The organism is Acrocarpospora corrugata (assembly GCF_009687845.1).
Lineage (GTDB): Bacteria > Actinomycetota > Actinomycetes > Streptosporangiales > Streptosporangiaceae > Acrocarpospora > Acrocarpospora corrugata.
Genome location: NZ_BLAD01000113.1, coordinates 1 through 26,924 on the forward strand (window position 1 = coordinate 1; position 26,924 = coordinate 26,924).

Below are 26,924 nucleotides of genomic sequence, written 5' to 3' on the forward strand. Positions count from 1 at the left end.
GTCGAACGTGAAGAAACGACCTTCATTAACTCCGATATCAAAATAGAACTTGAGAAACAACTCGCCAAACATTTGGGCTTCCCCGAATGGGATCCACGCCAAAGTCCCTACTATCAGCCTTCGAACTAATAGAAGCGGTGATCGTATATACGGTTATGGCGGCCGATCTCCCTCCAGGTTCGGCCGCCCGCCAGCGAACACGAGCAGCCACAGATCACCTGCGAATCGCCCCCGCAAGACCCTCATCGCGCTCGCAGTGGACGCCGGCGACTTCAGCGACCACGTCATGAAAGCCTGACCTTCTAAACCTGTGCTGCTTCGACCCCGTCATCTTCCTCCTCGATACGTTCGAAGATGTCGGCGTCAGTCTCCTTCTGCCATTCGGGCAGATCGTCCCAGTCAGCCACATACGAGGGCTTCGGGTCGTCGATGTGCTTGTAGATCTGGGCGATCCAGCACAGCGCGACGAAACGACCTTTTTGAGCGCGGGTGAGTTTTGTGGTCGTTCCACCGCTGACTGCGATGAATTCGCGTACCTGACCGTACACAGCCGCAGCAGCCTGACGCTCCCAGCCGGGCGTGTCCTGCCAGGGAGTGACATACCCGGCCTTGGGCTCTCCCGGAAAGTGCTTCCGCACTCCGGCGATCCACGCCTCCCGGAAGATCCGGCCGTGCTCATCGGTCTCAGTCTGCATTATCGCTCCTTCACAACACCTAGGCACCGAACACGACTACGTCGATGCGATCAATGAATTCTCTGACGCGTTTGTCGGCGGCGAACGGGGTAATCCGGTCCCGCAGCGACAGGAGTTTACGGCCGACATAGCCTGCGGACTTGGTGTGCTCGCCGACTTCGGCCGCCGCGCAACCGTGTTGTAGCGCGTGATCCAGGTCGCCATGCCGGAGGCCAAGCAGAGCCAGGTCGGTCAGGACCGCGCTGCGGCGGCGTGGGGAGTTGGCCTGGTCCAAGGCTTGATACAAAGCGGCCTCTGCGGGGCCGGTCCGGCCGAGTTGCAGATAGCAGGCACCCCGTTCCTCTGCAAGGCGTGAGCCGTCGAAACGGAGCCAGCCACTGCGGGTGACTGGCCCGCTCAGCCCGAGGACACGTTCGGCGGTGTCCAGTTGGCGGGCGCAGGGGTCCAACTCGCCGAGCCCGGCGAAAGCGTTGGCTCGCACTGCAGCCACCCAGTGCCGGGTCGACAAGTGGGGATCTCCGCGGTCGGCGGCCCGGGCGGCTACCGTCAGCAGGGTTTCGGCTTCGTGATGCCGGTGTTCGTACAGGCAGATGAAGGCGTGCCGGGTGAGCGCGCTGGCCATCAGGTCGTACGCGCCGACCTCCCGGGCGGCGCTGACGGCCAGGCTGTAGCAGGAGGCCGCGTCGGCGTACCGGTTGGCGTCGAAGAAGATCTCTCCGGCCAGTTGGAAGAGGTCGGCGGTCGCCGTACACAGTCGCCGGTGACTTGCCGCGGTTCGCGCATGCTCCAGATCAGCGGCCACCACGCCGAGCTGCCGGCGAACCATCGGGTAGACCAGCTGCTTGGCCGACGCCAGCGCGAAGAGCTGCCACAGGTGGTCATTGAGCTGCTCGTACTGGACCGGATCGGGTTGGGTCGCCATGGCCGAGTCTGGAGGTCGGCCCTGAGCGGATTCGGCGTGCGGCAAGGCCACGAGGGCGCCGGTGATGCTCAGCATGCGGAGAAGATCACGGCGGTTCATATCGTCATCCTCATCCGATTCGCGATCCGGCACGACATGCTCGGCCATCGGATTTGCGCGTCCCGAGCCGGAGCCGGGGCCGACCTGGCGCTCGTTAACGGCGGGCGAGAAGAGGTTGTCCAGATCGGCGAGGCTCACCTGCAGGAGCCGGGCGAGTTTGGGGCGGATGTAGGGCTGCGGCTCGCACTGCCCGCGTTCCCATCGCGCGACGGTCGACCGGTCGGTTCCCAGCGCATCGGCTAAAGACTCCTGGCTGTGGCCAAGCGCCCGTCGACGCTGGGCAAGGTCTTGCCGTCTGGTCATCAGATCTCCTGGGCGCCGTCAGCCAACGTCAGCGTAAGCGATGCGTCGGCGATGACCGGTGGATGCGAGGCAGATGCCACATGGATGCCTCATCCACGCCCTGGCTGGGCGGTATCGATCGGGATTGGCTAGAGCGCAGCAGACCTGACAAGACGGGAACCGATGGATGGCCTCCACCCCGCACCAGACAGCAAGGCCGACACCCGCGATGGCGAGATCCTGCTCGCCGCGGGCCTTCGAGGCAGCCGGATTCTTCGCCGACCTAATGATCGGCTTCGCTCCCAGTGATGCGGCATCGGTGGTGATCACTCATGTGCTCCCGGGTCAGATGGACTTCCTGACCGCGCTGAACCGGGTCACTCCCGTGGCCGCCGTGCTGCCCAAGCCCAAATCCGCCGACCAGCCCACCCTGGAGGAAGCGGCCAGACGCTACCGATGTGACGCCCTGGCTCGGAGCCGCTTCGCCGACCCTGGCTGGCTGGCCACCTATCTGGCCGATCGAGCCGCCGGAAGACCGCTGGTGTTGGCGGACATCGGCGGCTACTACGCGCCGGCACTGGCCGCGGTCTGCTCGGCCTTACCGGGGAAGATCGCCGGAGTGGTGGAGGACACCGAGAACGGGCTGCGTCGCTATCTCGCGCTCGGGGTGCTGCCCTGCCCGGTATACAGCGTGGCCCGCAGTCCGCTCAAGGAACCCGAGGACCGGCTTGTCGGCGACGCAATCGTGTTCTCGATCGAATCGCTGCTACGCAGGCTCGGCCAGGTCCTGGCAGGCCGACGAGCGTGTGTACTGGGCTTTGGGAAGATCGGCGCGGGTATCGCCGCCGCGCTCCACGCCCGCCATGCCCAGGTGAGCGTGGTGGAAACCGACCCGATCCGCCAGGCCCAGGCCATCTCGATCGGGTACGGATCCGCGCCGCTGCCCTGCGCGCTGGGAGCCGCGGATCTGGTGGTCTCCGCCACCGGTAGCCGCGCCATCGGCGTCGAGCATCTGGAGATGCTGCGTGATGACGCGGTGCTGGCCGGAGCGACCTCCGCTGACGACGAGTTCGACCTGGCCGACCTGCATAACCCCGAGACCGGATTCACCCGCGAGGCGCTCGCCGACGGCGCTGTGCGCTATCGCCGCACCGACCGTTCGTTCGTCCTGCTCGGCAACGGCAACGCGGTGAACTTTCTGCATACCTCGGCGGTTGGCCCAGCGATCCATCTCATCAAGGCCGAGATCATCGCCGCGATGGCGCGGCTGGTCGCCGAGCGGCATGAGCCGGGTTTGTACGAGGTGCCCGACGTCGTCCGTACCCGCATCGCCGCTACCTGGGTAGACGCCTTCAGCCCGCATGCGGCGGCGGCGATAAGAGTTCCAGCCGGGCGGGCGGCCAAGCGATGATCATCGCAATAGAGGGTGTGAGCTGCACCGGCAAATCCACCTTGGCGGCGAGCCTGGCGGGCCAGTTCGCCTGGCAGGTGGTCCCGTGCTACTACCACGTCGCCGCCGACCCTGCGGTTCTTGGCAAGCCGCTGGCCAGCAGCGAGGGCGAACAACTCGCGGCGCTCACCGCACATTTACGCATCGAAGCTGAACGACGCCACCAGGCCGACGCCGCGCTGGCCCGCGACGGTGCCGTTATCCTCGACCGCAGCATCGACACCCTGCTCGCACACCTGACCGCCGTCGGGCAACTCCAAGGGCTCGACGTTCCGACCACCGTGGCCCGCGCACGGACCCTGATCGACGAAGCCGTGACGGCGAGCGCTGCTGTGCTACCCGACCTGACCCTGCTGTTGCTCGCAACGCCTGCCGTCTTGGCCAGGCGCGGCGCAACCCGCCCGGACGTGTCACGCCTCTACTATGACCCGGCCTTCGCTTCGCATTTCAACGAGTACTTCGCTCGCCCGCTCTCGCCCCACTGCGTGCAATTGGACGCCAACGCCGACCCCGCCGCAGTGCTTTCCACGGCCCTCACCGCGATCAGCAGTGCCACTAGCACGCAGATCGGGGGTGCCTGAGCGTGTACGCCTTCGGATTCTGTATTGATGAGCAGTATCTGCTGCCCGCGCTGGTGACCCTGGAGTCGCTGGCCCAGACACTCCCAGCCGCGGCACGGCACGAAGCCGCAATCCGTGTGCTGACCCTAGACCTGACCCGCCAGCACGCCGCCACCATGGCCGACCTCGCCGCCCGGTTCGGGTTCGGCTCATTCGACCTGCGATGGGCTCGTCCGGCTCCCATGGCGGTGATGGCGGACACCGCCTACATCACCGTGACCGCATGGCTGCGATTCCAGTTCACTCCCGCCTTCGTCGGCCGCCCCTACTTCATCTACATCGACGCCGACACCTTGGCGGTCGACGACATCTCCATTCCTCTGGAAATGCTGTCCGGCGATCGGCTGGGGCTGGTCGCCGACGAATTCGCTCCCACCGTCGGAAGAGGACAGGCTCTGCCAGGGCTGGCAGATGCTCGGCCCGAGCTGGCAGGCAGCCCCTACTTCAACGGCGGCATGTGGTGGACCTCCACCGCGATGCTCACCACGATCCATCGCGGCGTACACAACGCCTTGACGACCGGGCGCCGCTACATCTTCCACAACGATCAAGACGCGCTGAACCTGTGGCTACTGGCCAGCGGCTCCGTTCAGGCAGTGCCCCGCCGATTCAACACCTTCGAACTGGCACGATTCCTGGAGCGCAGCGACTGGCCCCACCGCTACACACCGCGCGCCCGGACCCCGAACGCCACCGATGCGGCCCTGCTGCACTTCGTGGGAAGCGCCAAGCCCTGGCTCCCATCGACCCCGGTCACCCAGCACGTGCGGTTGTACCGCGACCACCTGAACGCCACCCTGCGACAAATCCAGCAGCTCGGTGACCTCAGTTTCGACGCCCCTGATTGGAGACGCCGGTGATCGCGCCTACTGGTGTGTCTGCCGTCGACACTGCCTGCCGGGCTCTTCTCGGTACGCCGGTAGTCCGAGCAAACCAGCTTTCCGCGTCGGCGAGCACGGCCGTTTACCGCGTCATCCTCACCGACCGGCAGATCCACGAGAGCGTGATCGTCAAGGTGTACGCCGGACACACTCGATGGAAAGCCAGCAAGGAACATCTCACCCTGGCCGAGCGGTCCGGCTGCCCCGCGTTCGGTGTACCGGACGTCGTGGCCAGCGGCCAGATACCAGGTCACGACCTGACCGCGCTTGTCCTAACCGACCTCGGCCCGCACACCCTCCACCAGACCATCAGCGACGGGATCTGGCCGCGTCGAGACGCATTACGGCTGCTCGGGCGACTCCTCAACGCGTTCCATCATGATCCCGGCTGTAGAGACCGTACCCGAACCCAGGTCGTGAGTCAGCTCGTCCTAGACGTGCGCACATTGCGCGACCGATTGCCTGAAGAAGTGCGTTGGCGAGTGCAACCAAGTCTTGATCGGCTCAGTCGCCCCGCCCAGCACAATGCCGTGAGCTGCCACGGTGACTTGCACTTTCGCAACGTGGTCTTCCGGGCTGGTGACCCACTCCCTTACCTGATCGACTTCGAGCAGGCCACCGACGCGCCCGCCGAGTACGACCTCGCCCAAACCGCGGTCACTACCGACGCGCTCGCGTCTGACGACCTTGCCAGCCTGATGACCGGCTACCTGGGCCCGACATCGCGTGTCCTGCTCACCGACCTAATCATCTTCCACACGCTGCGCGGGTGGTGGTGGGCGGCTCGGCAGGAAGGCCGCGATGTCGTCCTGTGGCAGGCCCGCCTCACCCAGGTACTCGACCAGTACGCCTGACCCTGACCAAGGCCACCGTCGTGAAAGGGAGAACGGCATGAACGAGCCGGCACCCGAGGTGTCCATCGTGATCCCGGCCTACAACGAGGAAAGCTACCTGCCCCAGTACCTGCCCACCGTGGTTGCCGCGCTGCGCTACTGGGAACAGGCGACCGGCGGCCGTGGCGAGATCATCGTTGTCGACAACGCCAGCACCGACGCCACTGCTGCGATGGGCTCCGACCACGGGGCTCGCGTCGTCTCCGAACCCTTGCGAGGTATCGGCCGGGCCCGTAACACGGGTGCCGCCGCAGCGCGCGGTGACCACCTGGTCTTCATCGACGCGGACGTGGACTTCCCGGCTGAGGGCATCGACGCCGCGATGCGGCACCTGACCTCTGGGTCATGCGTCGGCGGGACGATCCCCGCCCTGTACGAGCCGACCAAAATCGGCGCCCGGCTGCTGGTAGCGGCCTGGGCCCTATACAGGCGGTACTTCGGCGGCGCTCAGGGTGTGACCCAGTTCTGCACCCGGGAGGCGTTCTTCACGCTGGGCGGGTATCGAAGCGAGTTGTACATGAGCGAAGACGTCGACTTCTTCGCCCGCCTGATCCGCCTCGGCCGCCGGCGACAGGCCCCGGTCGTCTACCTCACACACCTGCGGGTCCGGCCGTCGCTGCGCCGGTTCGAGCAATGGTCCAGCTGGCGCATGATCTGGCGGGCCAACCCGATCACCGCCCGCCTGTTCCTGACTTCTCAGCGATTCTGGCGGCCCTGGTACGACACCACCGTCCGCTGAACGACATCTCACATTGGAGAAACTCCCGCTGTGGACCGGTCGCTTCCGATTCCCGACGCCGTCGGCGTCTACACCTTCCCCGATGACCTCGCCGCCGCCCATCGCACCCATCAGGAGCAACTCGCCAGGCGTCGCAACAGCGGCGAGACGATTATCGAGGTCACAGCCCCGTACGACGGGCAGCCGTACCTGATTGAGCAGCGTCACCGGGCCGGACGTCCGGTCGTGGTGATCGAGCCCCACCACGACGACCTGGCACTCTCGGCGAGCGGCCTGTTCCTCACCCAGGCGCGTCCGCTCACCGTGGTGACCGTGTTCAGCCGCTCGGCATCCGCACACGCTTCTGTTCGCGCCCGGCGTCCGGGAGAAGAGGAGATCTCCCGGCTTCGCGCGGCCGAATCCACCCAGGCACTCCGCCCGCTGGACGGCAATCAGCGGCTACTCGGGTACCACGACGCCTGTGCCCCCTACCAGCCGTACGAATCTGACCTCCTGGACCGCGTTACCGCCGACCTGGAACTGGCCCTTGCGGAACTGGGTGACTGGCGCGAAGCCGAACTCCTCGCCCCGGCCGCGGTCACCCGCCACCCCGATCACCTCCTGGTCCACGACGCCGCGCGACGGCTCGGCTGCCGATGGTTCTGGGAAGATTCAGCGTTTTGGCAGACCTACAGCCTGTCCACCGACGACCATCACCTGTTCGCCGCATGCGTCGGCGACACGCTGGTCGCCGAAGTCGTCGACATCACTGACGTACTTCTCGACAAGCTCACGCTGCTGTATCTGTACGCCTCCCAATTGCAGCCGCTCTCAGCCATGTATCGGCCGATACGTCATGCCTGGACCGTCGCGCAATCCGTCCCCTGCGCCCGCCGAGACCGCTTCGCTGAACGTTTCTACCGAACGGCCCCGCGATGAGATCTCTTCCGGCGAGAGCTGAATCCGGAACAGTGCTGTTCGTCTGGCGACGCATTCCGCCACCGTTCCTGATCGGCGGCGCCGAGGTCTCCCAGCAACTGCTCGCCGAGCAGTTCGCCGCCGCGGGCTGGCGAACGCTCTACCTGGCCTCACACGAACCCCCGTGGGCAACAACCTCGATGCTGCCGTCGATGCTGGACCATCTAGATCGCTCCGCCCTCGCTTACGACTACCGAGCTGGCAGCAGAGAGTTGCGCTACGTCAGCAACGGCGTTCACATCCGCGTGGTCGCCCAGGACGTGTTACTAAAAGCGCTCACCACGACGCTGCGGGAGGACAAGCCCGACCTCGTCATCACCTCCCAGGAGGGATCGGCCGAACTCGCCGCCCACGCCCGAACCAAGACGAAGGTCGCGGGCTGGCTGCACTCGGTGTCGTCCACCGGTCTGCACGTTCTGGACGGCAAGCCCCACTACGCGCTGGCCACCTCCCGGTTCGTCCTGTCCCAGACACCGTCCATGTACGCGGCTGTGCTGTTCTACCCACCGTTCCGACCGGTCAGCGCGCCCGCCGGTCAACGCGACGGTGACCTGCTCATGATCAATCCGGTTCCGGCCAAGGGCGCCGCGCTAATGCACCGGCTCGCCGACCTGCTCCCAGAGCGGCGCTTCACCTTGGTGGAAGGCTGGTGGGACACCGCGGCCGAATTCGCCTGCCACCCCAACGTCACCTACCTGCCCCGCACCTACGACCCCAACGAAATGACCGCCCTCTATCGCCGCCACCAGTTGCTCCTGGTCCCCAGCATGGTCAACGACGCCTATCCCAGGGTCATCATCGAAGCCGCCCTAACCCGACTGCCCTCCATCGGTTCCGCCCGGGGCGGCATCGGCGAGGCCATCGGCGACCCCACACTCCTCGCCCCACCCGACCAGCACGCTGCCTGGATCACGTTGATCCGGACCCTCACCCGGGATCAGCTCACAGAACTGGCCGACCAGGCATACCGCCGGGCCATCCCGCTGACTCGCTCCTGCCTCCCGGAACTGGCCGCAGCCGGCATCATCGGGACGTGAAGACGGCTCTGACCAGGTCACGGCGGGCGGTCCACCAGTGCAGCAGCCGCTCTCCAGACTCCCACAACCGATCGGGCCCGTGATCACCCTTGTCGTAGTGCCACTGCAACTGCCAGAAATCGGTCAGCCTCTTCCACCACAAGCGTTCGACCGCATCCACCAGATCCTCATCGGCGATCCTCACCTGGGACCGATATCCAGCGGCGAAGGTCACCACCCTCTCCAGATCCAGGCGGCCATCGTCGGTGGTGAACTGCACCTGCGCGGTACGGACGACTTCCTCCCCGTACGCGCGGACCCCCAGCCGATCCCAATCCAGCACGGCTACGACCGCCCCGTCGCGCCACAGCAGATTGAGCGGCTGCAAGTCCCCATGGGTCCAGCCGACCGGACCCGAAGCGAGATCATCAGGTGGAGCTTCACCTGCCCACTCGGTGAGCAGTTCCTTGCGCTGCCGCAGCGCCTTGAGCGTGGCGGCGTCGAACGCGTCCAGCTCCTCCCGGGTAGCGATGATCTGGAGAAAGCGATCGGCCTCCGCCAGCGCCGCGTTGGCGGGCGTTACCTTTGCCCGCAGCCGATTCGCGACGGGATCCAACCCGATTCCAGGGGCGGCCAATGCCTGGTGGAATCGCCCGACGAGCGCCCCGAGGTCGGTGCTTTCATTAACGGTCAGCTCCGTCCCTGGGAGATGGCTTCCCTCGGCCCAGGGCAGAACACAAAAACCACGACCATCGATCTCGGCCACCACGTCTCCGGAGGCAGCGACACGCGGGGCACACACCGGTAGCCCAGCATCCGCCAGCTGGCGCACAACAGTCAGACTGCGCCGAGCCTTCGGCACCGGAACGTCAATGATCTCCTTGATGGCCATAACACCGGCGCCAGTGCTCACCCGCCAGTTGCGGTTCATCATCCCCGAAGGCAGAAACGTGGCACCGCCTACAGATCCAAGGCTGAACACTTTAGCGACCTGTATCAGGTCGTGCTCAGCTAGTTCGAACGCAGGCAGTTCAGGATGCTCCAGGGCCACCTTGGGAAGGTTACGCAATCCTGAGACTCGGCATCCTGCCAATCCACATCATGGTTGGTGTGGCCCGCGCCGATCAGCGAGATGAACTGTACTCCGCCCGGCGAGTGTCGCCTGGGAGGTAGTTGGAGGGGAGCCTCCACCAGACCCGGGGTTCAGGTTCGGGCTCCACTGGAAGACCCGGACCCTGGTGAACTGGGCGGCCGGACGCCCGTTCGCCTGGGTCGACGACGAGATCACCGACGCCGATCGAGACTGGGACTTTACGCACCATAGCGGCCGAGCACTCCTCCACCACGTGGAGTCATTCCGAGGACTCGCCGGCGAAGACTTCGCAGCCCTCGATCAATGGCTTCGAGCTCTATGAATCACCCGCAATCCACAGAATTTGACAATTGCTCAACGAAAAAGGTCCTTGCCCACCTTTAGGCCATACACGGCGGGAACCGCCGCAACGTGCCGTCTTAGGTCCTCCTTCGCTCAGCGTGCAGTGCCACAACAGCGGGTTGGCCGACATTGGAAACCGTGTAGGCCCAGTCCGGCACGACTATAGCGATGCGTCGAGTGTGTCGGGGGCGCCCATTCTGAGCGCCCCCGGGATTCGAGCCGTCTGCTTACAGTCGGCGATCATCACTGGAACGTCTGCGTTGCCGAAGGTGGCACCGCCATTCCGGTCGTTGAGTTCCGGGAGATGGAGACGATCTCCAGGCGTGCGCCCATGCCCTCCAGAGCCGTGGCCGTGTGCAGGAGCGAGACCTTGGCGAAGGCGAACAGGGACTTCGGGGTCAGCGGTACCCCGTCCTTGAGGAGAATGCCGTAAATGAGGGTCGGAGACCTGAACGACGTGTCCAGCGCATGGCCGGGGTGGAGCTTGGCGAGCTTGGCGAGGAACTTCTCGCGGGCCTCGGTGTCGTATCGCATGGTCTCGATGGCGACACGACCCTGCGCGAAGAGGTGGTTCAGTTCGGCAGTCCCGTCGGCCTTCTTGACGCAGATGAGCTGCCCGGCCGGCCCGAGGGCGTCGCAGATCTCGAGGCCGCCCCCGCGCAGACGCTTGGTGCGCACGGTGTTCCGGTCGAGCAGGACGTACCCTGGCTGGGCGGCGACCTGCTCGTTGTACCACTTCTCGCCGTGTTCGTCGTCCGAGTACTTGGGCCAAGGCGGCATCGTGACGCTGGCGGGGCGGGCCAGGAGTTCAGCGATCCTGTCTTCGATGACGGTCAGGTACTCCTCCCCGATCTCGTACCACCGCCCCTGCCAGTAGAAGTAGTGGACAGCCCCATCAGCCACCTCGGCGGTCAGCCAATGGTCGGCCGGGACTGCGGGGCTGATCGTCTCAGTGCCTTCGGAACCCGCGAACATCTGGACACGGCCCTTGCGCAGTGTGGACAGGCGGCTCCCCTGAGGCTGGTTTCGGACGGCTGCGACGAACTGCTCGACGTCGAGTTCCTCGTAGTACTGCGAGCGCCGCGCGAGCTTCACCTCGAAGGACTCGGCGAACTCGAACCGATCCCGGCACACGCTGGGCACCGCCAACGCCATCCGGTCCACCTCGTCTTCGCCGAGCATCGCGTCGAGGCACGTGTCGAGCACCCGTACTTGCTCGGACTGCCGGTCGAGCTGCCGGACCTGGGCGATGAACTCGAACCCCGGCAGCGGGTTGGGGCGGGCGCACGCCTCCTCGATCTGCCGCAGGTCGTGCAGCAGGGCGGCGGGCGTGCGGCCGAGGTGCAGCTTGATCGAGCGGTCGTTGCCAGTCACATGCGCGGGCCGGGTGCGGTCCTTGGTGAAGGTGAGCGGGACGCCAGTGATCTGACCCGCGATCTGGCTAACGATCTCGCCGTACTGCTCGATGCCGAAGCCGCGGATGTGCTCCCCACTGGTGGCGGAGTTCTCGTCGGTCCGGCCTCGGGCGTCCATGATCTGGCGGCGGACCTTGGTGATGCGCTTCTCGTCCAGGCATCGGATGGCGAACTCGATGCCGAATCCGGGGTCAATCCTGGTCGGATCGATCATCATGTGGCCCATGCCGTACGTGAGGCCGTAGATCGCCTGCTCGGTACGGACCACGACGACGGCCAGCGCCGTCCGGTTCTCCTCCGCCACGAGCTGCCCGGTCAGCGCGCTCAGCACCTCGCACCAGTCGGCCTGGCCAGGGGCGATGGTGCCGGAGAGAAGCAGGCCCACGACGCCGTCCTGGTCGAACTCGCAGGCCTGGAAGCCTTCGCGGTCCAAGTAGCGCGGCAGGACGAACGAGCGCAGGTCCTCACGCTCAATCGGCCCGCCGGCGCGCAACCGGTAGACCGATGTCTTGCGGGTGGTCGGAGGCTTCTTGACCCTCTTGGGAGCGAGCGGCGGGTCGAGGTCGATGCTCACGTAGTTCCTCGTCTGGATGTCAGGTCTGGCTGGTCAGGACGGCGGGATGTGAATTCGGTGCGGTTTCGTTACGGGAGCGGTCGACAGCAGATGTTCACAGCCGCGGACCCCTTGACGTCGCAGCCCCGATTCCCGTGTGGCTGGTTGGTAGCCACAAGCATCATCGTGACTCAAAGAGATCAAGTAGGGACGATGCTAACCCGTATCAGCCGAGCATAGAACATCTTGTGAACATAGGCAACTATGTTTACAAGTTGGTTGTACATAGCGAGATCGCCGTATAGGGTGACCGCCATGGGTCCAGACGAGCACGACGAGTTGACGGCGGCCGCGATTGCGCGGCTGGCGGGTGTCGGGCGTGCCGCCGTTGCGAACTGGCGCCGTCGCTATCCGGAGTTCCCGGATCCGGTCGGCGGAAGTCCGCACAGCCCGACGTTCTCCCGGGCCGAGGTCGAGGCGTGGCTGACGGAGACGGGGAAGGGCGACCAGCTGGCGACGGCCGGTCGTACCGACACTGGGACGCAGCGTGTCGGCGACCTGTCATCGTTCCAGGGTGGTCGCCTCGACAATGAAATACGGCGCGCTCTAGCGCAGACGCCGGAGTCAAGCATCGCCGACCTGACCCCGGACCAGTTGCTGGCCAAGGTCATCGTGTCGCTGCTGCCACAATCCACGACCGTCGCGCACGCGGCGGGCGCGGACGACGGGGTTTCCGTCGTGCTCGATCCGGCGTGCTTCAACGCCACCCTGTTGATGGCCGTCGCCGACCGCTTCGGCGACAGCGTCAAGCTTGCCGGGCAGGAAATCAAGGAATCGGCCGCCGCTGTCGCCGCGTTCAACCTGCGCAGTAACTACCTCGGTGTGCCGTACGAGATCCATACCGGCGACTCCCTGCTGGACAACCAGCTGGACGAATATCGGGGTACGGCGGCGGCCGTAGTCTGCGAGCCGCCCTTCGACATACCGCAGTGGCCCTCCAGCGAGCTGGTCACCGATCCGCGCTGGGAGTTCGGCATTCCGGCCCCCCGCGAGAGCGAGCTGGTCTGGGTCCAGCACTGTTACGCGCACCTGAGGCCTCGCGGCGTGGCGGTCGTCGCCGTGACGTCACGCACGTGCGTTCAGGCGTCCGGTCAGCATGTCCGCGCGGCGCTGGTGCGCTCCGGCGTGCTGCGCGACGTGATAGCCCTGCCGAAGGGAATGGGCTCAGTGCCCGCGACCGATATCTGCCTCTGGGTTCTGCAACGGCCCTACGGTACTCCCGACCACCAGGCAGTGCGGATGGTGGATCTGTCCGAGCTGGGTGACGCGGCCGACGTCCCACAGGAGTTCGCCGTCTGGCAGCGGCTACTCGCGGACGCCGATCCGACGATCTCCCGTGCCGTCCCCCGCCTGGAACTCCTCGACAACGACGTCAACCTCCTGCCCTCCCGCTACATCACCCCCCGCAGCACGGCGAGCCCCGACGACTTCGCCCAGGTCACCCGTCGGCTGGAAGCCCTCTACACACGCGTCGGCCAGGGCTTGCCATGTTTCGCCACCCCGACGGCACCGCCCCGCTACTCGTACGTCGCCATCGGCGAATTGGAGCGTGCGGGCGCCCTGACGATTCGCTCACGCGACGACACCCCACGCGCCGGCGACCTGCTGGTACGGACGCTCGGCCGCCCACCAGCCATTGCCACCGGAACCAACGAGGACGATACGGGCATCGCGCAGGTCGTCGAAATCGACGCCACCCGCCTGGACGCAAACTTCCTCGCCGCCTTTCTCCGGGCCGACGCCAGCACGCTGCCGGTGGCCAACACCCTCGGCGCACTCAGCCGCGACGACCTCCGCCGCTGCCGCGTTCCCCGTCTGCCCCTGGCCGAGCAGCGGCGGTACGGCGACGCCTTCCGCCATCTGCGCCAGCTGAAAGACCTGCTCGCCGGGCTGGCCAAAACGAGCGCGCACGTGATCGACCAGACCATGTACGGCCTGACTACCGGCGTTCTGGCCCCGGACTTCACCGTGATGAAGAACACTGATCAAGCCCGTGCTGCCGACGAGGAGACGAGAGAACTGTGACCTCTGGACCCACGCATGCCAAAATGGCAAGCGACATTTGGTCGGTCGCCGACCTCCTGCGCGGCGACTACAAGCGCCACGAGTACGGCCAGGTAATCCTGCCGTTCACGCTTCTGCGGCGCCTCGACGCGGTCATGTTCCCGACCCGGGAAGCAGTGCGCGCCCGCGACGCCTCGCTTGATATCCAGAACAAGGGGCGTCTGTTGGAGATCGCGGCGAAGCTGCCGTTCTACAACACCTCAGGTCAGGACTTCACGACGATCGGCGGCGACCCGCAGAGCGTCGCCAAGAACCTCCGCGACTACATCAACGGCTTCTCCGCGAACGTACGGGAGATCCTGACCCGCTTCGACCTGGACAACCAGATCACCCGGCTCGCGGGCGCGAAGATCCTCTACCAGGTGGTCGGCAGGTTCGCCACGATGCGCGACCTCGACAAGCTGTCCAACCATGACATGGGTTACGTCTTCGAGCACCTGATCCGCAAGTTCGCCGAAGACTCCAACGAGACCGCCGGTGAGCACTTCACCCCGCGTGAAGTCATCAAGCTCATGGTCAACCTGCTGATAGCTCCGGACGCCGACACCATCGCGGGCGTGGGTCAGGTCATCAACATCCTCGACCCGGCCTGCGGCACCGGCGGCATGCTGACCGCAGCCGAGGACCACATCAAGTCGATCAACCCACAGGCCGAAGTCTACCTCTTCGGCCAGGAGATCAACGCGGAGTCGTGGGCAATCTGCCAGTCGGACATGCTGATGCTCAACCAGCGCGGTGACATCCACTTCGGCAACTCCTTCAGCGACGACGGCTACCCCCGCAGGAAGTTCGACTACATGCTGGCCAACCCGCCCTTCGGGGTGGAGTGGAAAAAGGTGAAAGACACGGTTGAGGCCGAGGCTGAACTCGGCCACGGCGGCCGCTTCGGCGCCGGTACACCTCGTATCAACGACGGCTCGTTCCTGTTCCTTCAGCACATGATCTCGAAGATGGAGCCGGTTGAGGGTAAGGGAGCCCGCCTGGCGATCGTCTTCAACGGCTCCCCGCTGTTCACCGGCGCGGCCGAGTCCGGCGAATCGAAGATCCGCCAGTGGATCCTAGAGAACGACTTGTTGGAAGGCATCATTGCCCTGCCTGACCAACTTTTCTACAACACCGGCATCTCCACATACTTCTGGATCCTGTCCAACCGCAAGGCCCAGGAACTGCGCGACAAGGTGATCCTTCTCGACGCCCGCGACCAGTGGGAGAAGATGCGCAAGTCCCTCGGCGACAAACGCAAGCAGATCAGTGACGACCAGGTCAAGTACATCACCGACCTGTACGTCAACGCGGTTGCGGTCGCGGCAGACACCGCACACCCGGACCACAAGAAGGTGAAGATCTTCCGCACCCGCGACTTCGGCTACCACCGCATCACCGTCGAACGCCCACTCAAACTGCGTTTCGAGATCACCGATGACACCTTGGCAGCATTGGAGAACTCGAAGGCACTGGCCAAGTGGGCCGGACGTGAGGCGCTGATTGTGGCGCTGCGCGCGTCAGTCGGCTCGGTGTGGTGGACCAAGAAAGAAGCGACCTCAGCGGTGCATGTGGCCATTGTCGAAGGCGGTGCGCCGTGGCCAGGCACGGCGGCGCTACTCAAGGGCTTCTGGGGTGCGCTGTCGGTCCCCGACCCCGAAGGCGAGGTCCAGAAGGACAAGAGCGGGACGGTGTTGCCGGACCCGGATCTGCGCGACTTCGAGAATGTTCCGCTGGACGAGGACATCGACGCCTACTTCGCCCGCGAGGTCACCCCGCACGTCCCGGACGCTTGGATCGACTACGACAAGACAAAGGTCGGCTACGAGATCCCATTCACGCGCCATTTCTATGTGTATACGCCGCCGAGACCCTTGGCCGAGATCGATGCGGAACTGCGTGAGTTGGAGACGCAAATTCAGAAGCTGCTAGGTGAGGTCACGGGATGAAGACACGCCTCCGTTATGTAGCCCAAGTCAACCCGTTGAGCCGCCGGTTCGATCGGCTCGCTGAAGACGCCCTTGTGCCGTTCCTGCCGATGGAGAATGTCTGGCCCGGAGACAATTTTGATTTGAGCCAGACACGACCAAAATCTGCTGTCGCCGTCGGCTACACACGGTTCCAGTCCGGCGACATCATCGTGCCGAAGATTACGCCGACCTTCGAAGCCAGCCGATCAGTGTTGATTCCGGATCTTCCTGATTCTGTTGGGACAGGGACAACTGAACTTCATGTCGTTCGACCTGGTTCGAGGATCGAGCCGCGCTATCTCCTCTATATCTTCCATTCGCATGACTTTCTCAAGCTAGGCGAAGCGGAGATGTATGGTGTCGCCGGTCAGAAGCGTGTTCCTGATGACCTGATCAGGGACTGGACAATCGACCTCCCGTCCCTCGATGAGCAGCGCCGCATCGCCGACTTCCTCGACGCCGAAACAGCTCGGATGGATACGCTGATGGCTAAGCGCCGTATGCAGGCCACAACTCTTGGTGAACTCGAGCTAGCCAGCATTGGAGACCAGCTACGTGGAACCGACCTGGGCATGGGGCGTACCGAAACAAGCTGGCGTTGGCTCCCAACGATTCCTGACGGATGGCGTATTGGACCCGTGTACGCCTACTTCGACGTTCAACTCGGCAAGATGCTCAATGCGGAGCGGGCATCGGGCGATGGCCAGCAGCCATACCTTCGAAATGCGAATATCCATTGGTACGAAATCGATACTGGGGACTTGGCAACCATGACGTTCGAGCCGAGTGAACGGCTTCGCTATGGCGTCAAGGCAGGTGACCTCTTGGTCTGTGAAGGTGGTGCTGGTGTCGCTGAAGCAGCTGTTTGGGATGGCCGGACCCTAACATGCTTCTATCAGAAGTCGCTCCACCGCGTTCGAGCCACCAGCCATGTACCAGTCGAATGGCTCATGTATTGGTTGCGCTTTGCGAAGGCGGCTGGGGTTTTCGATGCCGATGGTAATCTAGCGACAATTCCCCACCTGACGGGTGAACAGCTGGCGGCATATAGAATTCCAATTCCCGACGATGGTCATCGACGCGTAGGCGAGCTGAGATCGATGATCGCGGCCATTCGCAAGACGCAAGCAGAGATGGCATCTGCTGATGCCTTCCTGGCTGAACGCCGCAGAGCCCTCATCACATCTGCCGTCACCGGCCAGATCGACGTCACCACCGCCCAAGGTCTTTCTCCGTCTGGAGGTATCGCCACATGACCCCTGGAGCTCACGGCGAATACGCCTTCGAGTCGCGTTTAGAGGCCGAGCTACTCACGCGCGGCTGGTCGCGCACGCAAGGGACCTTCAACGTCGAGTTGGGTCTCGACATCGCTGAGATGTACCGATTCATCGGTGCGACGCAGCAGAAGAGCTGGGACCGACTCATCGGCCTGTACGGGGGCGACCAAGCGACCGCGCAACGTCAGTTCGCGCAGCGCGTCGCCGCCGAGATTGACGCGCGCGGAATACTGGACATCCTGCGCCAAGGCGTGCGTGACCGGGGTGTGCAGATCGACTTGGCCTACTTCCGGCCCGGTCATACGCTGGCCGCCAACGCCCTCGCCGAATACGACGCGAACATTTTGACGGTCGCAAGGCAGTTGCACTACAGCGCGCGGCACCGGGGCCGGGCGCTCGATATGGCGTTCTTCATCAACGGGCTGCCGGTCGCGACCGTCGAACTGAAGAACCCGAACACCGCGCAGAACGCCCATCACGCGATCGTGCAGTACCGGCTCAACCGGGACCCGAACGACGTGTTCTTCGCCAAGCGCACGCTCGTGCACTTCGCCGTCGACCCGGACCGCGCCTTCATCGCCACGCGGCTGCGCGGCCCCGACACAGAGTTCCTGCCATTCAACATCGGCTCCAACGGACCCGGCCAGGCAGGCGGGGCCGGTAACCCGTCCGCCGCCCTCGGCTCCTACAGCGCCGCCTACCTCTGGGAGCAGATCTGGCAGCGGGACAACTGGCTGGAGATCCTGCACCGGTTCGTGCACATTCAGGTGCCGGACCGGAAGGGCGTGAAGGAGAACCCGCACACCTCGCCGCGTATCTTCCCCCGCTACCACCAATGGGATGCAGTACAGAAGATGGTAGCCCACGCCCAGGTGCACGGCGCCGGGCACAGCTACCTGATCCAGCACTCGGCGGGCTCGGGCAAGTCGAACACGATCGCCTGGCTGACCCACCGCCTCTCGAACCTGTTCGACGACGGCAACCAGCCGGTCTTCCACAAGATCATCGTGATCACCGACCGGGTCGTACTCGATCGGCAGTTGCAGAAGACCATCTTCCAGTTCGACCACACTCCCGGCGTGGTCAAGAAGATCGACGAGGACTCGACCCAACTCGCCGCGGCCCTCGACGACGCCACCTCGAAGATCGTCATCAGCACGGGCCAGATGTACCCGTTTGTGCTGAAGAAGACCGCCGACATGGAGTTGGCCGGCAAGCGGTACGCGGTCGTCATCGACGAGGCGCACTCCTCGCAGGGCGGCGAGGTCGCGGCCCGGATCAAGCAGGCCATCGGCGCAAACGCCGTACCCCGCGAGGAGGACGAGGACGACGTCGAATACATGACGCGGGTGCGCGGCAAGCAGCCGAACCTGTCGTACTTCGCGTTCACCGCCACCCCGACATCATCGACGCTGAAGCTGTTCGGCCGCTTCGACCCGGACCGGGTGAACCCGCGCACTGGCGAGCAGGGCGTGTACGTGCCGTTCCACGTCTACTCGATGCGGCAGGCGATCGATGAGGGCTACATCCTCGATGTGCTGGCCAACTACATCACGTACGTGACCAAGTGGCGTTTGCGTAACGCCGCCGTGGAGCAGGCCGAGTCGCGTATCTCCAATCCTGAGGTCGACGAGGCCAAAGCGAAGGCGAAATTGGTCCGCCTCGCCGAACTCCATCCGAAGTCGATGGAGCAGAAGGCGAAGCTGATCGTTGACGACTTTCGGGAGAACATCGCTGGGCGCCTCGGCGGTCGGGCCAAGGCGATGGTCGTCACCAGTGGCCGCCAGCACGCGCTCGACCTGTACCAGGCGATCCGCAACTACGTGGCGCTACGCGGATACTCCGACTGCGGCGCGCTCGTGGCGTTCTCCGGCCAACTGAAGGACGGCAACGACCTGGAGTTCACCGAGGCGCAGCTCAACGGTTTCCCCGAGAGTCAATTGCCGGATCGGTTCGCGTACACCAAGGCCGACGACCCGCAGGCGGTCGCGCGTAACCAGGACGAGTACCGGCTGCTCGTCGCTGCGGAGAAGTACCAGACCGGCTTCGACCAGCCGCTGCTCTGCGCCATGTACGTCGACAAGCCGCTGACCGGGGTCGCGGCCGTGCAGACGTTGTCGCGGCTCAACCGGATCCATCCGCTCAAGTCGCAGGAAGACGTCCACGTCCTCGACTTCGCCAACCAGGCCGCCGACATCCAGGCCGCGTTCTCGAACTGGTTCGAGACCACGATCACCGAACCGAGCGACCCGAACCTGCTCTACACCAAGCAGCGCGAGGTGATGGAGTACGGACTATTGGTCGCCTCTGAGATGGAGGCGTTCATCCGGGTCCTGGCCGCAGCCGGGCCGGCACGAATGCCCGACGCGGCCGAAAGAAAGCTCCACGCCGAGCTGCACGGATACCTCCATCCTGCCCTGGACCGGTTCGCCGCGCTCGAAACCGACGACGAGCGAGAAGGTTTCCGGGGTGCGTTGCAGGACTACGTTCGCGCCTACAGCCTCATCGCGCAGATCGTCGACTGGGGCGACCGAGATCTCGAACGCCTCTACCAGTACGGGAGGATCCTGCTCATCCGCCTGCCAGGCAGGCCTGCGACCTCCATCGACATCGGGGATGCGGACCTGAGCCACTTCCGCTTGGAGTTCACCGGACGGCACAACGTCTCGTTGTCGGCGGCGGGCGACCGCGATGTGCGAGGCCACGCCGCCGACGGCGCCCGCCACCGGGAACCGGAGGTGAAACCGCTCTCGGAAGTGATCGAGGAACTGAACGACCGTTTCGGGCTGGGCCTGGGCACGTCCGACCAGATCCTCGTCTACCAGCAGGTCGTCGGCCTCGTCGAGGACACGGCAATGCAGCAGATCGCGCTTATGAACGACGAGGCCCGGTTCGGGCAGGTCGCCGACGACCGGCTCGACGACATCGTCGCGGAGAACGCAGAGCGCAACAGCGAGTTCATGAAACTGTACTTCGACAACAACGAGTTCCAGAAGGCGATCAAGGAGGCGGCGCGCAAGCGCGCGTACCGGATCATCACCGAGCCAGCCCGGGACGAGGCGCTGGCGAGGTTGCGCGCGGAAATGCTGAAGGAGACCTGCGGGTAGGCCGAACCGTGACCGTCAAACGGCCGCCTTGGCAAGCGGGCGAATCACGGAGTTCTATCTCCGGATAGAGGTGGTGGAGCGTGACGAACGGGACCGGTGAGCCGGTCAGGAGACGCCTCCTGGCGGGACGATATCGCATCGACGGATCGCTCGGCCGTGGCGGCATGAGCGAGGTCTTTCACGGCTACGACGAGCGTCTGGACCGGAGGGTCGCAATCAAACTGCTCCGACCGTCGTCGCCAGGGGCGATCCCAGCCGCACCGGACAGCCCGGAAGCAGTGGAGATCCTCGACAATCTGGACCGCGACCGCAAGCGGTTCCTGCGCGAGATCCGCACCACCGCCCAACTGGAACATCCCGGCACCCCGGCGGTCTATGACACGGGCGTCGACACGAGCCCCGACGGCAGCGCCCAACTGTGGCTCGTCATGCAGCTGCTACGTGGCTCAACGCTGGAATCCCTGCTCGACCGCGCGGACTACCTCACCGCACCGCCGAGCGTGTCATGGGCGGCGTCGATCGCCGCGCAGATCGCGGCAGTCCTGGCCGATGTGCACCGGGTCGACATCGTCCACCGCGACATCAAACCGGCCAACATGATGGTCGTCGACGGCGGCCTGGTGAAGGTGCTGGACTTTGGCATCGCGGTCCTGCGCGGCGCGGGGGCGCTGCCGCGGCTGACCCAGGTCGACAGAACGGTCGGGACGCCGCCCTACATGTCTCCCGAGCAGTGTGTCGGCCAGGTGGTGAACTCCGCATCGGACATCTACTCACTCGGCTGCCTGTTGTGCGAACTGTTGACCGGCGACGTGCCATTCCACGGGACTACAGACACACCTTTACGCGCCCATCACCTCCAGTCGCCCCCGCCGTCCGTGCGGCGGCGGCGCCAGGACGTACCCGCGGAACTTGACGCCCTGGTCATCTCGATGCTTGCGAAAGACGCACCGGCGCGTCCGTCGGCGGAGGCGGTATACGAGGCTCTGCTACCTCATGTGACGACGCCGGGTGAGCCGTTCACAGGTGACGAAAACCGCGACCCGACGCGCCCCTTCCGCCAGCCTCTGCTGGCCCCGGCTAAGCGCAGGGAACAGAGCACCCGCCGGAGCGCGCTCACCGAAGCCGAAGCCGAAGCACTGCAGCTCAACGTCCGGAAGCTCCTGGATGACGACCGGCCGTCCGAGGCGATCATTCTCCTCGAGGACGGCGTCACACGCGCGGCCCATGACTCGTTTCTTGAGCTGCGCCTGCGCCACTTCCTGGCCGCAGCGCAGTTCTACGCCGGTGAGTACACACGCGCCTCCGCACTATTCGAGGTCGTCGGACGCGACTACCGCCTCCATCTTCCTCCCGACGATTCGTACGTACTCGACTGCTCCTACCACGCGGGCCACGCATACGCCGAGATCGGCAAGCCGGACAAGGCCCTGCCGCATCTGCGGTTTTTTGTACAAAACGCCGAGCCCTCGGCGGACGACGACAAAGCAGACCAGATCCGTGATTCGCGCTTCGTCATCGCCCAAATGCTCGCAAACGCCGGACGTCCCGACGAGGCATTGACCGAACTCAAGACGGTTCGCGAACTCCTCGTGGAGTCATTCGGAGCCGACTCAATTCAGGTGAGAAATCTCGACAAGCAAATCGCCCGGATCAGATCCCTCCTCGGTGACGACCTGTCCTGGGAGTAACGAGGCCCATCGACGTCCTAGATCCAAACGAAGGAGAGCGAGTGACTAGCCTGAACCTGGACAAGCTCCGGAAGGAGTGGATCGCGACCCAAATTCGCGACCTTCCGGGTAGTCCCCTGTTGCCGCGCATACGCCTTGATCTGGGTGAAGAGGATCTGGTCCGGGCACTGCTCGTCGCGAAGATCGCGATGTTGGACACGACTGGGTATCAGCTCTCATACATCAGCACGCACTTGACGGAGAGTGACCTGTTCGCTGACCACTACCCCGAGCAGTACGAACTCGAAGCACTGATCAAAGCTGTGCGGCAACAGACCCAGTTCAGCGGCCGATTCTCTCTCTTGAACGGTTCGCTCCTGCCGTTGGTCCCCGATGACGTCTACCTGCTCCTCCTGGAGCACTGGGCGGCCGGGCGGAGCAGGACCCTTACGCCCCCGCAGCTCCAGCGAGAACTTACCCACCTCTGGGGTGTTAAGGACGCCCGCGTGCTTGAGGCCATGAGCTCCCTGTCTGCCGAGCCTTTAGCCGACTACCTGCGCTTCCTGGATCGGGTAGATACCGAACCGGACGTACGTATTCGGAAGTCCTGTGAGCGGGCATGCGAATAGCCGGCGTGGCCTCTTCGCGAGACCGCGCAGTCCGGTGGCGTGATCGTGCGGGGATATCAGCCCGATGGTGGCGGCTGCGCCCAGATGCGGAGGTCTTCGGGGTTGGCGTTCCACGGCAGGAAGCGCTCCAGATCCGGGCCGGACGGGTGCTTCCCGCCGTTGCGGCCGCATTCATCGAGGTAGGCGGTGAGCCAGGTCAGGATGTTCAGTCCTGCCACTTGGACGGTGGCGGTGACGGTCCAGATCGCGGCGGCAAGCCGGGCGGAGTCCTCGTTGCGGGAGCCGCCGGCGTTCTTCCTGGTCACGACAGGGCCGCGGATCATTCTCTCCGCGGCGTTGTTGTCCAGCGATACCATCGGGTAGTCGCGGTGGGCGATGACGCCGTCCCATTGGCGGTCCAGGGTGGCAAGCGCCTTCTTCGCGGGCTCTTGCAGGCCCGGGGCACGCATCTGCTTCCGCCTGGCCTCCTCGATCACGGTGATCGCCTCATCCCAGGCGGCGTATGCCTTCTCCATCCGGGCCGCGGCCGCCTCTTTCTCCCGCGAGGCGGGCGCCGTGTCCTCCCGCCAGGCGGCCATCAGCTCATCGTGGGCGGCATAAAGGTCCCGGATCCTGCCCAGCCACGCGTCCGTCCAGTACCTCAGCTGCGCGGGATTGGCATCGCCTGCCCGGACGAAGTGCCGCCGCACGTGAGCCAGGCAGTAGAGATTGACCAGGCCGTCCGCCTTCTTCCCGGCGGAAGAATAGACGGCGTAGAAGTCGCTGGAGACCACCAGCCGGCGCGGCCCGCCATCCTCATCCGCCGCAAGCTGCCCGGTCTGTTCATCGATCCCGGCATGCCGGGCCAGGACCGCGCCGGACCTGCTGGGGTCCATCACGAAGCAGACGCTGTCCGGGCCGATGAACACCCACAGCCACCACTTCGCCGGGCCGTCGCCGTCCCGGGGGGCGAACACCCGCCACGTCGTCTCGTCCGCGTGCAGGTGCCAGGAGCCCCGCGACCGTTCCGCGATGGCGTCCGCGAGCGGGACCAGCAGCGCCCCTGCCTGCGCGCACGTCCCGGCCAGCGTCGCCGCGGAGATGTCGGCACCCTGCCGGGACAGGCCGGTGACCAGCGAATTCATACTCCGGCCCGCCGTGAACCGCTCCGCCAGGAGCATCGCGATGAACCCGTTGGTGAACAGGCCCTTCCCGATCGCCTTCGGCGGCCCCGGCGCCATCACCGTCGCCGGCACCCGGCATGAGCAGGCACGCCGGTACCGGCGCCGGCAGTGCGCCGCCACCCTGACGATCACCTGCCAGTCCAGCTGCTCCCCGGACCAATGATCCCCCAGCGGCGCGAACCGCTCCCCGCACTCCGGGCAGCAGTACCCGCCATCAGGGAAATCCCAGATCACCTCGAACCGGGGCAGATGCGAGTAATCCCGCCGACCGGCCCGCGCTCCCGGGCCCCGCTTCTTCCCCGTGCCGCTCCCACGATCCCGGCCGGCATCCCCGCCGCCGGCATCCCCGCCATCCGGCCCCGCGGGCGATCTCTCCGACGACCGGCCGAACACCATCCGCTGCAGCACCGCCAGGCCGGCCCGCAACTCCTCCAGCTCAGCCGCCTGCGCCACGTTCTCCTCACGCAGCCGCGCGTTCTCCTCCCGCAGCTCCGCAGCCAGCCGCGCCATCTCCTGATTCGCAGCCAGCGCGGCAGCCAGCGCATCCCGCAGGGACGCCTCAGCACCCTCCACAACCCGGGCAAAGCCAGCCTCAACCGCCACGCGGCACAGCAAACACTCTCAGCAGCCGCAAATCACGCACCACACGCAGCGTGTCGCGCCATCCGCAGCACGCCCGCCGGTCACACGACTTCCGAATACTTACAACCGGACAGCCCTAGCCGGAACCTCGCGATCGGCTCGTACACACATCAGACAGCAACAAGAGCCGCCAATGCGTGGTTCGACCGGCTGTGCTGGGATCCTAACCTGGAACTTTCGTGATCTTCCCGTGGTCGGGTGAATGGTTCGGCTGAGCGTTGATTTCGCGGTCTGGTCAGCGTCATGGCCCGGCTGTCGTGCCGGGTGACGGGGTTCCACAGGCCCGCGGTTGTCCTTTCTGGTCGTTGAGGCGTCCTGGTGCTGGTCAGGTCGGCGCCGGTAAGGCTTGTAGCCGGGCTATGGCGGTGATGATCTGCTGGGCCCAGGGCCATCGGGCGGCGATGCGCAGCCGTAATCGGCGACCGCCACGTGTCAGGCGTGCGGCGACGGCGAACAGGCGCAGCCGCAGCCGTTTGGGTTCATAGAGGCGGGCCGGGCTGCCCTCCAGCGCGAGTAGCTGCATCCAGGCCAGCAGGTCGCAGGCCAGGGCGACGATCTCGCACCAGATCTGGTTGCGGGCGAAGTGGTGCAGGGGCAGGTTGCGTAGTCCGGTGTCCTTGGCGGTGCGGATGCGGTCCTCGCAGCGGGCGCGGCGGCGGTGACGCAGTTCCAGGTCGGCGAGTTGGCCGCGCCCGCCACCTGGGCGGGTGCCGGTGACGAAGCAGGTGAAGCGGTGGCCGTCGATGTCGGTGAAGCGGAGCTGTGCGCCGGGGTGCGGGCGTTCCCTGCGGGCGATGACCCGCATGCCCTTGGGCCAGGAGGAAAGGTCGAGCATCCCGGTCAGCTCGGCCACCCAGGCTCCGGGCCGGGGTTGCCGGTCGGCGTCGTAGGCGATCTCCCACATGTCCTTGGGGAGGGCCAGGATCGCCGCCTGGATGTCCTCGGTGAGGGTGAACCCGATGGAGTACTTGAGCCGTCTGCGGGTCACCCAGTCCAGGAAGGCGTGGGTGCCGCCCCCTGCGTCGGTCCGGATCATGACTTGTTTGTGCAGGCGGGCGGGGATCTGGGTGAGGGCGATCCGTCCGGCGGTGATGTGGTCCTCAGCGGTGTTGGAGCCGGCGTTGCCCGCCCTGAGCAGCAGGGCGGCGGCCTCGCCGGTCCCGCCCGCGCCGTGGTCGATGAACGCGGTCATCGGGTGGTATCCGAAGGTGTGTTTCCAGGTCGGCGCGGCCTGCTCCTTCTCGGAATGCGCGAGGACGATGGTGGCGTCCAGGTCCACCGGGATCAGGGCGCCGCCGGAACCGGGAGCTCGGTCACCGGCCAGCCTCCAGGCCCGCGACCGGGCCGCCGCACGCGCAGCTCGGATCGCCCGCAACGCTTTCGGCCCGGCGTCGGCGAGGGTCTTGACCAGCCGCGACACCGTCGGATCGGAGGCGATCGGGCCGAACAGCTCGGGCGAGTCCCGCAGTATCGAGATGTCGGCCAGGCAGTCACCGCCCAGCGCGAGTGCCACCGCCAGGTCGGTCACGATCTTTCCGGGATCGTGCACCGCTCGGGGAGGTCGCCACCGTTGCAGTGCCTGTGACATGCCCTGATCCAGGCCCGTCACTCTCAGTGTCTGGACCAGGAGCAGGCCACCGGCCTGACAGACCAATCCCTTGCCGCCTGCAGACGCGACGATCTTGGGGCGGCGAGCGATAGAGTGCACTGGAAAAGTGCCTTTCGAGTTGGTGTGGACAGGACCCTCAGCAAGTCCAATCCTTCCAGTTCAAGGCACTTTTCACGTTTAAACGATCAGTTTCGGCCGCTTCCCAGGCGAAAGCCCCAGGCTAACGCTATCCATCATCTGTACGAGATCGGGGATGACCTTGTACGAAGTCGGGCAGCCGAGCGACAGCTGAAAAGCACCCTGGCCAGCGCGTCTCCGGATGCCTCTCTTGTGAAGACGACTTCGCATGCGCTCTTGCTCATCCAGGACCACCTGGAGGTAATCGCGAGGACGCTCCTGGGACTCACCAGCCTTGAGTGCGAACTGATCCGCGAACGGACCGCCGATGAGCACTTCCAAGACAGCTGTCTGAAGGCGTACCTCGACTGGGCTGATCCCCCATTCAGCGGCTTCAGCGAGAACATCACGTCCCGCGGAGTATGGGGGGCGCTGCCATGGTGGACTCTGGCCACCAAAGATGAACGTCAACAAGAAGCCGCCATGGGCCTTTTGATCCGGCGAGGCGCGAACCTATTGGTTGATACGAGTGTCTACAAGGTGCTCGACCTCCGAATCACCGAGCCGGGGCTCGGACCCACAAGCATCGAGGGTGTCTACTCGTACACGCTGAGTCACCTTCCTGATGTTTGTGAACTCCTTCTGCTCGCAAGACGCGGACGAGTCAACATCGACGTTCT

General features: G+C 65.2%; 20 protein-coding genes. 14 read left to right on the forward strand and 6 right to left on the reverse strand.

Annotated elements, in window-relative coordinates; all coding sequences use genetic code 11:
• Positions 1 to 302: 302 nt before the first annotated feature.
• Together Acor_RS38805 and Acor_RS38810 are read right to left on the reverse strand one after the other, a co-directional pair.
• Positions 303 to 695, reverse strand: coding sequence for a hypothetical protein (locus Acor_RS38805; RefSeq protein WP_155341768.1), 393 nt, complete (start codon positions 693 to 695; stop codon positions 303 to 305).
• A gap of 19 nt (positions 696 to 714) precedes the next feature.
• Positions 715 to 2,019: a helix-turn-helix transcriptional regulator gene (locus Acor_RS38810; RefSeq protein WP_155341769.1), complete on the reverse strand. Its 1,305-nt coding sequence runs from the start codon at positions 2,017 to 2,019 to the stop codon at positions 715 to 717.
• Positions 2,020 to 2,317: 298 nt separating this feature from the next.
• On the opposite strand from Acor_RS38810, the gene Acor_RS38815 reads away from it, so the two are divergent.
• Genes Acor_RS38815 through Acor_RS38845 form a run of 7 tightly spaced genes read left to right on the forward strand, consistent with a single transcriptional unit; the run spans position 2,318 to position 8,575 of the window.
• Positions 2,318 to 3,409 (forward strand): adenosylhomocysteinase, encoded by a 1,092-nt coding sequence (locus Acor_RS38815; RefSeq protein WP_218034761.1) that lies wholly within the window; start codon positions 2,318 to 2,320, stop codon positions 3,407 to 3,409.
• Complete coding sequence (locus tag Acor_RS38820; protein ID WP_155341771.1) at positions 3,406 to 4,029, forward strand: AAA family ATPase; 624 nt, start codon at positions 3,406 to 3,408, stop codon at positions 4,027 to 4,029. Before Acor_RS38815 ends, Acor_RS38820 begins: the two co-directional genes overlap by 4 nt.
• A 2-nt stretch (positions 4,030 to 4,031) precedes the next feature.
• A complete protein-coding gene (locus Acor_RS38825) occupies positions 4,032 to 4,928 on the forward strand; it encodes a glycosyltransferase family 8 protein (RefSeq protein WP_155341772.1) in 897 nt (298 codons plus the stop codon).
• Positions 4,913 to 5,803 (forward strand): aminoglycoside phosphotransferase family protein, encoded by an 891-nt coding sequence (locus tag Acor_RS38830; protein ID WP_155341773.1) that lies wholly within the window; start codon positions 4,913 to 4,915, stop codon positions 5,801 to 5,803. Before Acor_RS38825 ends, Acor_RS38830 begins: the two co-directional genes overlap by 16 nt.
• 37 nt (positions 5,804 to 5,840) lie before the next feature.
• Positions 5,841 to 6,581: a glycosyltransferase gene (locus Acor_RS38835; RefSeq protein WP_155341774.1), complete on the forward strand. Its 741-nt coding sequence runs from the start codon at positions 5,841 to 5,843 to the stop codon at positions 6,579 to 6,581.
• A gap of 30 nt (positions 6,582 to 6,611) precedes the next feature.
• Positions 6,612 to 7,499: a PIG-L deacetylase family protein gene (locus Acor_RS38840; RefSeq protein ID WP_155341775.1), complete on the forward strand. Its 888-nt coding sequence runs from the start codon at positions 6,612 to 6,614 to the stop codon at positions 7,497 to 7,499.
• The gene (locus Acor_RS38845) at positions 7,496 to 8,575 is read left to right on the forward strand and encodes a glycosyltransferase (RefSeq protein ID WP_155341776.1); all 1,080 of its coding nucleotides are present in this window, start codon (positions 7,496 to 7,498) and stop codon (positions 8,573 to 8,575) included. Before Acor_RS38840 ends, Acor_RS38845 begins: the two co-directional genes overlap by 4 nt.
• Here the strand turns inward: Acor_RS38845 and Acor_RS38850 are convergent.
• Both Acor_RS38850 and Acor_RS38855 read right to left on the reverse strand, forming a co-directional pair.
• A complete protein-coding gene (locus Acor_RS38850; protein ID WP_218034762.1) occupies positions 8,562 to 9,605 on the reverse strand; it encodes a phosphotransferase in 1,044 nt (347 codons plus the stop codon). The two genes, Acor_RS38845 and Acor_RS38850, sit on opposite strands and share 14 nt — an antisense overlap.
• A 627-nt stretch (positions 9,606 to 10,232) precedes the next feature.
• On the reverse strand, positions 10,233 to 11,978 hold the full coding sequence (locus Acor_RS38855; protein WP_155341777.1) for a DUF6119 family protein: 1,746 nt from the start codon (positions 11,976 to 11,978) through the stop codon (positions 10,233 to 10,235).
• A gap of 294 nt (positions 11,979 to 12,272) precedes the next feature.
• On the opposite strand from Acor_RS38855, the gene Acor_RS38860 reads away from it, so the two are divergent.
• The 6 genes from Acor_RS38860 to Acor_RS38885 all read left to right on the forward strand — a co-directional run bounded on the left by Acor_RS38860 (position 12,273) and on the right by Acor_RS38885 (position 22,713).
• Positions 12,273 to 14,042 (forward strand): N-6 DNA methylase, encoded by a 1,770-nt coding sequence (locus Acor_RS38860; protein ID WP_155341778.1) that lies wholly within the window; start codon positions 12,273 to 12,275, stop codon positions 14,040 to 14,042.
• Positions 14,039 to 16,012, forward strand: a complete 1,974-nt coding sequence (locus Acor_RS38865) for a type I restriction-modification system subunit M (protein WP_308805718.1) — start codon at positions 14,039 to 14,041, stop codon at positions 16,010 to 16,012. Before Acor_RS38860 ends, Acor_RS38865 begins: the two co-directional genes overlap by 4 nt.
• Positions 16,009 to 17,289, forward strand: coding sequence for a restriction endonuclease subunit S (locus Acor_RS38870; RefSeq protein ID WP_155341779.1), 1,281 nt, complete (start codon positions 16,009 to 16,011; stop codon positions 17,287 to 17,289). Before Acor_RS38865 ends, Acor_RS38870 begins: the two co-directional genes overlap by 4 nt.
• Entirely contained in the window at positions 17,286 to 20,417 is a 3,132-nt protein-coding gene (locus tag Acor_RS38875; RefSeq protein ID WP_155341780.1) for a type I restriction endonuclease subunit R, read from the forward strand. Before Acor_RS38870 ends, Acor_RS38875 begins: the two co-directional genes overlap by 4 nt.
• 80 nt (positions 20,418 to 20,497) lie before the next feature.
• A complete protein-coding gene (locus tag Acor_RS38880; protein WP_218034763.1) occupies positions 20,498 to 22,105 on the forward strand; it encodes a serine/threonine-protein kinase in 1,608 nt (535 codons plus the stop codon).
• A 41-nt stretch (positions 22,106 to 22,146) separates the two neighbouring features.
• The gene (locus Acor_RS38885) at positions 22,147 to 22,713 is read left to right on the forward strand and encodes a hypothetical protein (RefSeq protein ID WP_155341781.1); all 567 of its coding nucleotides are present in this window, start codon (positions 22,147 to 22,149) and stop codon (positions 22,711 to 22,713) included.
• Between the two features lie 56 nt (positions 22,714 to 22,769).
• Here Acor_RS38885 and tnpC read toward each other — a convergent pair whose 3' ends face one another.
• On the reverse strand, positions 22,770 to 24,386 hold the full coding sequence (tnpC, locus tag Acor_RS38890) for an IS66 family transposase (RefSeq protein WP_218034764.1): 1,617 nt from the start codon (positions 24,384 to 24,386) through the stop codon (positions 22,770 to 22,772).
• A gap of 457 nt (positions 24,387 to 24,843) precedes the next feature.
• Positions 24,844 to 26,226 carry an IS1380 family transposase gene (locus tag Acor_RS38895; protein WP_155341782.1) on the reverse strand — a complete coding sequence of 461 codons (1,383 nt, stop codon included), beginning with the start codon at positions 26,224 to 26,226 and terminating at the stop codon, positions 24,844 to 24,846.
• Between the two features lie 255 nt (positions 26,227 to 26,481).
• Here Acor_RS38895 and Acor_RS38900 point away from each other — a divergent pair.
• On the forward strand, positions 26,482 to 26,924 hold a 443-nt coding region (locus Acor_RS38900), incomplete at its 3' end, for a hypothetical protein (protein ID WP_155341783.1).